Origin of the sequence: Paracoccus sp. J55 (assembly GCF_000513975.1) — a bacterium.
Classification (GTDB): Bacteria; Pseudomonadota; Alphaproteobacteria; order Rhodobacterales; family Rhodobacteraceae; genus Paracoccus.
Window position 1 is genome coordinate 48744 of record NZ_KI911334.1, and the last position, 8696, is coordinate 57439.

9 protein-coding genes, 2 pseudogenes and 1 CRISPR repeat array are annotated in these 8696 nt (G+C 63.1%); of the genes and pseudogenes, 10 read left to right on the plus strand and 1 reads right to left on the minus strand.

The features are described from left to right. Nucleotides 1-5 precede the first annotated feature (5 nt). Nucleotides 6-1133: a CRISPR direct-repeat array (repeat unit 29 nt; unit sequence CTGTTCCCCGCACGCGCGGGGATGAACCG). Nucleotides 1134-1287: 154 nt separating this feature from the next. From PARJ55_RS24925 to PARJ55_RS24745, 10 genes and pseudogenes are all read left to right on the plus strand, one after another. Next, nucleotides 1288-1644 carry a hypothetical protein gene (locus tag PARJ55_RS24925; RefSeq protein ID WP_371257445.1) on the plus strand — a complete coding sequence of 119 codons (357 nt, stop codon included), beginning with the start codon at nucleotides 1288-1290 and terminating at the stop codon, nucleotides 1642-1644. Further along, nucleotides 1596-1961: a hypothetical protein gene (locus PARJ55_RS0121225; protein ID WP_036714806.1), complete on the plus strand. Its 366-nt coding sequence runs from the start codon at nucleotides 1596-1598 to the stop codon at nucleotides 1959-1961. The genes PARJ55_RS24925 and PARJ55_RS0121225 overlap by 49 nt, the downstream gene beginning before the upstream one ends. A 66-nt stretch (nucleotides 1962-2027) precedes the next feature. Further along, nucleotides 2028-2333: an ATP-binding protein gene (locus PARJ55_RS24930; protein ID WP_084637953.1), complete on the plus strand. Its 306-nt coding sequence runs from the start codon at nucleotides 2028-2030 to the stop codon at nucleotides 2331-2333. Nucleotides 2334-2349: 16 nt separating this feature from the next. Beyond that, the gene (locus PARJ55_RS24740; protein ID WP_371257447.1) at nucleotides 2350-3000 is read left to right on the plus strand and encodes an ATP-binding protein; all 651 of its coding nucleotides are present in this window, start codon (nucleotides 2350-2352) and stop codon (nucleotides 2998-3000) included. Further along, nucleotides 2924-3790: a LysR substrate-binding domain-containing protein gene (locus PARJ55_RS24425; protein WP_232215775.1), complete on the plus strand. Its 867-nt coding sequence runs from the start codon at nucleotides 2924-2926 to the stop codon at nucleotides 3788-3790. The genes PARJ55_RS24740 and PARJ55_RS24425 overlap by 77 nt, the downstream gene beginning before the upstream one ends. Nucleotides 3791-4048: 258 nt before the next feature. Beyond that, nucleotides 4049-4859: pseudogene (locus PARJ55_RS23760) on the plus strand (IS5 family transposase). 794 nt (nucleotides 4860-5653) lie between these two features. After that, the gene (locus PARJ55_RS0121260) at nucleotides 5654-6298 is read left to right on the plus strand and encodes a TetR/AcrR family transcriptional regulator (RefSeq protein WP_028714780.1); all 645 of its coding nucleotides are present in this window, start codon (nucleotides 5654-5656) and stop codon (nucleotides 6296-6298) included. 113 nt (nucleotides 6299-6411) lie between these two features. After that, entirely contained in the window at nucleotides 6412-6750 is a 339-nt protein-coding gene (locus PARJ55_RS0121265; RefSeq protein ID WP_028714781.1) for a hypothetical protein, read from the plus strand. Between the two features lie 3 nt (nucleotides 6751-6753). Next, nucleotides 6754-7032 (plus strand): I78 family peptidase inhibitor, encoded by a 279-nt coding sequence (locus tag PARJ55_RS0121270; RefSeq protein ID WP_028714782.1) that lies wholly within the window; start codon nucleotides 6754-6756, stop codon nucleotides 7030-7032. Nucleotides 7033-7800: 768 nt separating this feature from the next. After that, a pseudogene (locus PARJ55_RS24745) lies at nucleotides 7801-8331 on the plus strand (CRISPR-associated endonuclease Cas3''); the annotation flags it as partial. A gap of 253 nt (nucleotides 8332-8584) precedes the next feature. On the opposite strand, the gene PARJ55_RS23775 reads toward PARJ55_RS24745, so the two are convergent. Continuing rightward, a partial coding sequence (locus tag PARJ55_RS23775) for an ATP-binding protein (RefSeq protein WP_232215777.1) occupies nucleotides 8585-8696 on the minus strand: 112 nt, incomplete at its 5' end.

Sequence of the window (8696 nt, forward strand, 5' to 3'; positions counted from 1 at the left end):
ATCGCCTGTTCCCCGCACGCGCGGGGATGAACCGAAGACGGCTCTGATCTCTTCTCCAGGAATTCCCTGTTCCCCGCACGCGCGGGGATGAACCGTAGAGACGTGTGCCCAGGAAGATGGGGGTGGACTGTTCCCCGCACGCGCGGGGATGAACCAGCCCGACGTGATCTGCATGGAGAATGTCGAGGCTGTTCCCCGCACGCGCGGGGATGAACCGGCTGACCGCCGCCCTAGACGACGAGCGGGCGCACTGTTCCCCGCACGCGCGGGGATGAACCGGTGATCCGCGCTCCTGACCACCCCGAGGCGAACTGTTCCCCGCACGCGCGGGGATGAACCGCATCGGCGAGACGGTCGAGACGCCGCCGCCGACTGTTCCCCGCACGCGCGGGGATGAACCGAGGCCAAGGCATTCCTTGACGCGTCCTACAACCTGTTCCCCGCACGCGCGGGGATGAACCGGCCAGCGTGCCGCACCGGATCGGCCGCGAGGACTGTTCCCCGCACGCGCGGGGATGAACCGGTCAGGCGGCAGAACGCAGCAGTAGCCATGTCCTGTTCCCCGCACGCGCGGGGATGAACCGCAGCGGATAGAGGCTGCTCGTCGCCTGTTCCCCTGTTCCCCGCACGCGCGGGGATGAACCGCAGGCCCAGAAGTCCGGATGTGTCGATCCCCGCTGTTCCCCGCACGCGCGGGGATGAACCGTCGTTGTATCGCTCCACCTGAAGGAAGCTCACCTGTTCCCCGCACGCGCGGGGATGAACCGGGCTCCGGCCCGGCCAGTTACGTCCATCACAGCTGTTCCCCGCACGCGCGGGGATGAACCGCTCGTCGCAGCCTGCCCCGACGACCGCTTGAACTGTTCCCCGCACGCGCGGGGATGAACCGAAAAAAGTGTCGGCGGGGCCGGGCCGAATGGCCTGTTCCCCGCACGCGCGGGGATGAACCGTTTTACCCCACTGACTGGCGGTCTGATCCCGCCTGTTCCCCGCACGCGCGGGGATGAACCGATGAGAACGCACCGCCAGCGTCACCACAATGCCTGTTCCCCGCACGCGCGGGGATGAACCGGAGGAGCTGCAAGGCATCGCCGGCCAGATCGACTGTTCCCCGCACGCGCGGGATGAACCACAGCATCCCAGTCCGGCTGAAGGCGCCGTGCCGACTTTTCTGATGGGGCAAGAAGAATACGGCGCAGCTCGTGATCGGAGGCGCCGGGAAGAGCTTTTTCAGTTAATCCCGCTGCTGCCGCGCGACGACGCATCTTGCGAACCATATCGCGGTGCTTGAACGCGCACCGCAAGTGCAAGCCAACCGAACGGTTCGAGGCTCGTGAAGCAGCCGAACTCCGACCGCTGCCGGAAGCACCCTATGATTACGGCGCTTGGAAAGCCGGCATCAAGTTCCAGCGCCATTATCGCGTTAATGTCGATGGTCGTGACTACAGCGTGCCTTACCGCCTCATCGGCGAGGCCGTGAGCATCAAGACGACCGCCGCGACTGTCAAAATCTATCCGATTCATCGCTCGTCGCCGTTCGCGCCTGCCGGATCGTCACACCGCAGGATGATGCCCCGGTCATCGATCCCGCGCATATGCCTGAAATCCATCGCGCCATGTGGCGCCAGAACCCGGATGCCCTGATCGAGCGAGCGACCAGCTACAGTCCGACCCTGGGCCGCTTCGTGTCTTTGCACCTGGAGATCCACGGCAATCCACGCGTGACCCATAACATACTGAAAAGGCTGCTTTATACAGGGTCCGCACGTGGAAAGGCCACCATCGACGCAGCCTGCGTCGAGGCCATCCGGCGCACTCAGATCAATGCCGATACCATGCGGCAGATCCTCGGCCGGGGACCGCGCAAGCCGACACGCCATGAGCCGGGGCCGTCGCAACCGCCCAGTGACAACATCCGCGGCGCGGGTTATTATGCGGAGAACGATAACGATGCAGCATGACCATGTCGTTGCGCTGGCGCGCGAGCTTTCGCTGGCGGGCTTCGCTGATACCCTTGACCGCCAGTCATGCAACCCGATCTACACCGAGATGCCTTTATCGAACGGGTCGCCTCGCTGTTGATTGCCGAGAAGGAGCGGCGCGCGTCCAGCAGGCTGACACGGATGCTGAACGAGGCCAAGCTGCCGATGAAAGCGGCGCCCGAGGAGTTGATCAACACCGAAGCACGCGGCCTCAAGCCGGCGATCATGCACGAGCTGCTGCAATGCGCCTGGATTCCGCATGCCTGGAACATCCTGATCAGCGGCGAGACTGGCACCGGCAAAAGCTGGGTTGCCTCCTGCATTGCCACGGGCCATTCGCGCAGGTCATAAGACCCGATACTTCAAGGTGTCGGACCTGCTCTACAGCCTGTCCATGACGCTGGAGGACGGGGTGTATCTGCGCGAGCGCGAGAAACTGGCGAAGTTCAAGCTGCTGGTCCTCGACGACTTTGGCAAGGTCGCGATGAGCGAGGGGGAGAAATCCATCCTGTTCGACATCATCGAGGACCGCGCCGGCACGCTGTCCACCATCATCGTCGGGCAGCGTCCATATAACGACTGGCATTCATTGCAGATGCCGTGCTCGACCGTCTGTCGCGGGATCGGCACCATATCAAGCTGCGCGGCGACTCTCTCCGTCGCCGCGAGGCTAGCTTCGACGATCTCTGACCGCACCCTTCTATCCTTCGGTGCCGAATCCTCACGCGATCAGGCGCCGAAGGATCACGCGACCGGGTGCGGAATCTTGTCGCAACCGGGTGCCGAAAAGCGCAAGAGCATGCAGGGATGCGGATCGCGGCGACCGGGGCGATCTGCTGAGCCAGCTTCAGGGACACAACAGCCGCCACCCGGGGATGATGGGTACGCCGACGGCGAATGCGGCGCCAGGGGGCAGTGTGCTGCGAAGGCGGAAGGACCGGATGACTTCGGGTCAGGACCGTTTCGACCGCACGCCGACGATCGGCGAGGCGCTGCATTTCGACCGACAGATCCCTGAGACCCTGCCGACGCCGACGAAGCGCGACAGCCGCATGGACGGCTGGAGCCCGGCCTACGACCGCCGGAAATCGCCGACCATGGACGCGGTGATGGACGGTGCGATGACCGACCGGGCACCGGACAAATGGGCCGGCGCGCGGGCGCTGGCGGCGATGCTCAGGAGCCATGGCCTGACTGGAACGGCGGCATTGCCCATCACTTACGCAGGGATGATGGGATTTCCGCCTGGCTGGCACGCGCATTGCGCTCGGCACCCCTCCTATAATCTGCAAAGTGTCGTCGCTGTCGAAAATGGCCTGGTTGTTCATCACGACATCGCCAACGAGGCCAACGACAACCAGTTGCTACACCCTACGTCAAGCCAGGGCAGCTATCGCCTGAAGAAGATGGGCGTGATCCGCTTCGGGCTCTATGCCTCGGAGGAATATGTCCGGCGAAACGGCTTCCCGGACGTGCCAGAGGATCTGCATCGGCACCGGGTCATCGGCTGGACCGAGGACTTGGCCTATCTGGCCATGGCCAATTGGCTCGCGAGCCATTGCCCTGGGGTTCGTCCATCATTGCGCCTTACATCCTTTGCCGCCCAGGTCGAGGCGGTCCGAAAAGGCGGCGGCTGGGCGGTGCTGCCCGACTTCATCGCTGTCCCGGCCGGTTTTGTTCTGGGGTTGCCCGATTTGTTCAGCCCGGAGTCCGAACTCTGGCTGCTGACCCATGCACAGTCTTTGGCTCTCCCGCGCGTGAAATTGACGCGAGATTGTGGGATATCTGCTCGCCCCACTTGTCGTTGACAACCCAGCCCGCCGGCTCCCATGGCGCAGCCGCGCCAAACTAAAACTCACGCCTTGGCTCCAGATGGAATGCTGAGGGGCACAGTTGAGTGCCCCCAGTTTGCGGAACGGCCGCAGCGAGTTCATCTGCGCGTCTAGGTACACAGGTCAGCCTCATGACGTAAGACGGGCCGGAAAGGGCTGCTCTCGCGGTCTAGGGTCAGGACCCATTGATTTTCCGCTTGCGGCGTGATTCAGCGTCTGTCGGGAGACCGACGGATGAGCAATTTTTTCTGGCTGACGGACGCACAGATGGCGCGACTGCAGCCCTTCTTTCCCAAGAGCCACGGCAAGCCGCGCGTGGATGACCGGCGGGTATCGAGCGGGATAATCTTCATCAATCGCAATGGGTTGCGGTGGTGCGATGCGCCCCGGGAATATGGCCCGCCAAAGACCATCTACAACCGCTGGAAGCGGTGGAGCGACAAGGGGGTCTTCGCCCGGATGATGGATGGGCTGGCCGCCGAGGCCGCCGTTCCAAAGACGGTGATGATTGACGCGACCTGCCTGAAGGCGCACCGCAGGGCGACCAGCCAGCGGTCGAAAAAGGGGGGCCCGGGGAACAGAGGGGCCGTCTGATCGGTCGCGGTCCGAGGGCCAGAAAACAGTCCGGGGGACTGTTTTCCCGAGGACGGGCGGCATGAACACCAAGCTTCATGCCGTCGCCGATGTCGATGGGCGTCCGATCCGCTTCTTCATGACCGCAGGCCAGGTCAGTGACTACACCGGGGCCGCCGCGCTTCTGGGCAGCTTGCCAAAGGCGGACCGGTTGCTCGCTGACCGGGGATATGACGCCGACTGGTTCAGAGATGCCTTGAAAGACAAGGGGATAAAGCCCTGCATCCCGGGCAGGACGTCTCGCGGCAAGCCCGTCAAGCATGACAAGCGCCGCTACAAACGCCGCAACCGGATCGAGATCATGTTCGGCAGGCCGAAGGACTGGCACAGGGTTGCCACCCGTTACGACAGGTGCCCCAGGGTCTTCCTCTCCGCCCTCGCACTCGCCGCCACCGTCATGTTCTGCCTATGACGCGAGAACGAGTCCTGACCCTATGCGGATGAGAACAAATAGCGCACAATAATGCGACTGACACGATCAATCTTCCTTTGAGGAGCCTTTTTCTCCCGTCGAAGTCGTTGAGATCCTGGGCCGCTGCGTCAGTCACGCGCCATGCCGATGGGGGCGTCTGCGTATCTGACAAGACAGCCGCAAAGCTGAGATTGTGGTGACGGTCCGCCAGCGCTTCGAATTGCTCGACAAGGTAGAGGTCACGCGGGGCGGCGTGCGCCGTCGGCACCGACCCGCCGGCGTCGCTTTCTGCGATTTCCCTCCTTCGCCGGCGCGGGCCGTTGGTCCGGATGTCGAATCGTGGCGGAGGAAGAGGCGTCCTGGCACATCGCGCTGCGGGTACCACCGAGCTTTGCGGCGGGGACGCCGCTGCCTTGCCGAATCATGGGAAATGGACTGTTCCAACGGGTCCGGCGACGCAGGACTCGGATCGTCCCCCGTCGGACGGTTCTGGCGGCGTTCTTTCCGCCCAACCGGTCATGCGCGGAAAAACGCCTGTTTTTTCGGGTTTTTTCCGCCATATCCGCCCGGTGCCCCCACGGCGGACGATTCGCTATTGATCCGTCGGGATTGCTGGGCCAATCAATGCGCGAGGTATTAGACATATTGGACTTCGCCGCGCGGAGGCTTTGCAAAGAATCCAGTTTGCCTTATGAACATGAAGGTTCGATTTGCGTCGGCGTCACTGTGTACGAGTTTTTTGTTCCGCGGGCCTTGCGGAGCAAGTTAAGGAGTAATGAGGGGGTTTCTTGCGGATGCCTAAGGCTCTTCCGGTGACGCGCGGCCGAAAATTTTTGCAGGTGCTGGAAGGCGCCCGTACGATCTTTCTGCGCGATGGGTTCGAGGGGGCAAGCGTCGACGACATCGCCCGCGAGGCGGGGGTGTCCAAGGCGACGCTCTACAGCTATTTTCCTGACAAGCGCATCATGTTCATGGAGGTCTTCCGCAACGAGCTTGCGCGCGAGGCCGCCGATGCCAGCGCGCTGATCGAGGTCGACCTGCCGGTCGAGCAGGTGCTGCCCTTCATCGTGCAGATCATCTCGGCGCATATGATCTCGGAATTCGGGCTGCGCATCTTTCGGGTCAGCGTGGGCGAGGCCGAGCGTTTCCCCTCTCTGGCGCAGGAATATTACGAATCCGGGCTGGCGCTGCTGCGCCAGCAGCTCATCGGCTATCTCGACCGTTGCGTCCAGCGCGGCGAACTCAGCATCACGGACCTGGAGCTGGCGGCCGACCAGCTGATCGAGCTGGCGGGCGTGACCATCCACGACCGCGCCCTGTTCCTGGGACCGCAATCGGTGGACAAGGAGCTGCTGCGCAAGGTGAATCGCAGCGCGGTGGCCATGTTCCTGGCCTGCTATGGCAATGGTCGCAAATCGTTGATCGAGGCTGCTGAATAGGTAGCCATGCTTTGATGCAACGCACCGGCGCTTCCTGCGGGGGGCCGCTTCTCATTCCCCTGCGGCCCGCTTATGATGCCGCGGCAGAAATTCTCTCACTGGATGATCGCCCGATGACCCGAGCCCTGATCGCGCTTCTTGCCCTTGCCCCCCTGGCCGCCTGCGCGCCGGCCTATCAGTCCGCGCCCGAGCCGGCTGCCGCCGTGCAGCCGTTGCCGCCCGTCCCGGTGGCCGGCGTCAGCGGACTGGAATCGCGCGAGCCCGATGCCTGCCATGCCAAGAATTACGTTTCGGCCCTGGGCCAACCCGGCACGATCATCCCCAGCCTGGGCGTCACCCGCGAATATCGGGTCGTGGAATATCGCGGCATCGAGCCGCAGGAATACGATCCGCTGCGCATCGTGTTCCGCCTGGATGCGGCCGGCAACATCTACAACATCGACTGCGGCTGACGGATGCGGCGTTTCCTGCTGCTCGTCCCGCTTTGCGCGCTTGCCGCCTGCGTCGAGGCCGAGCCTCCGGCGCAGGCCCCGGGGACCGAGTCCGACAGCTGCAACGCGGCATCCTTCCGCGGCCTGATCGGCCAGCCGCGCGGTGTCCTTGACGGGATGACCCTGCCCGCGGGCACGCGCGTCATTGGTCCGCGCGATGCGGTGACGATGGATTTCCGTGCAAGCCGGATGAATTTCGAGATCGGCGAAGACGGCCGGATCGCCAAGATCGGCTGCTACTGAACCAGGCCCGGCGGTGTCTTCGCCGGTTCGGGCGGCTGTATCTCCTTTGCCTCCGGCAATGCGCACCTTCAATCCTTCGTGGCGAAGTACGAGAATGGCGAGCGGCGGGTCGAGGTGGTGGAACTGGTCGAAATAGCTATAGCGATGGGATCAGACCCCCGCGATATCGTTCAAATCGTGCGAGATGCTGAGGGGCGCCGAGGCCCGTGAACTGGAACTGCGGGCATGTTTTGGGGTCTCCATAAAAATCGCTGCCATGATCGCCTGGGCCGTGGGGGTGCCGAGCGTCTTGGCCGCTGATTCCGCCCCCGTCATCGGCCTGGAGGACGTCCGGGAATATCCCGCGAATATCCCGAGGCGTGCCGCTAAGGGCGATATTGATTCGATGTGTGGCGGGCGCCTCACGGCATCGCATCTGCGTATCTCGTGAGCGCCACCGTTCGTCCATAACGAAGCGACCTGGGAGGGTCACTGTTCCAAACGGGCGAGAGCGGACTGACAACAGCGCAAAGAGCGGCGAATCCGTCGGCAATACATAATATGGCGATCGGCAGGATATCGAGATCCTAGGCAAGAGCGCGTTTGGTCGTCGGATTATGAAACGCGGTAGAGTTCGAGTTCCCGGTATCGCAATTCGCCACCTGGCCCGTTCGAATCGCCCGAATCCTAAGAAAGCCCAGGTTTGCGGGGTTGGAGCAGCTCTGCTCCCAAACGCCGATACCACTCGTTGCTCGAATCATTACCAGCCAATAGCTTGCGGCTGGAGGAATGAAGATTTTGAAATACTATGCGCATACGGGTATTCGTGAGGATCGAAACGATTGGCAATTGCTGGCCGACCATCTCGAGAATACGGCTGCTCTGGCTGCCGGTCGAGCTGCACCCCTTGGGTTGCCGGCGGCGGCGTATATGGCTGGCCTTTTCCATGACTTTGGCAAATATGACCCCGCCTTTGATCGTGTCCTGTCCGGCGAAAAATTGCTTGTGGATCATTCGACGGCTGGGGCTGCCCTGCTGCATGCCCGGACGCCTGCCGGTTTGCGGCCAATTTCTGAAGTGATCGGCTATGCCATTCTGGGCCATCACGCCGGATTGCCTGATCGCCATGGCGGCGACAGCAGTATGGAGCGCCGGCTTGAGACCTTCCGCGACCCGATCGCGCCGGAAATCTCGGCCGCGGCCAGCCCAGATTTTGGCCCGGTTGCCAGGGAGCTGGCTAAGCTGATGCGTCCGGCATCTTGCGGCTTCGACCTGTCGGTCGCGGCGCGCATGGTGTTTTCCTGTCTGGTCGATGCCGATTTCCGCGATACCGAGTCCTTCTATGCCGGGCTGAACGGCACGCGGCCGGATCGTGACTGGCCGGCCCTAGCCGATCTGTTGCCGGAATGGAGAGACGCCTTTGTCAACGGCGGAGCAAAAGTCGGCCGGGGCGGCGGCGTAAAGTCCGGCCAGTTGGGGGGTGCGCCATGGCGCGCGCGCTGGCCACATAGCTGGCGCGAGCCATGGCGCACTGGCCCCTTAGGGCCAATCGTGGGTAGATATTTTATGGTGATCAGCGCTGTTTACGGGCTGTGCTGTTGGCGAGGCGATAGCTTTCGCCGTTCATCTCGATGATGTTGACGTGGTGGGTCAGTCGGTCGAGCAGCGCGCCGGTGAGACGCTCG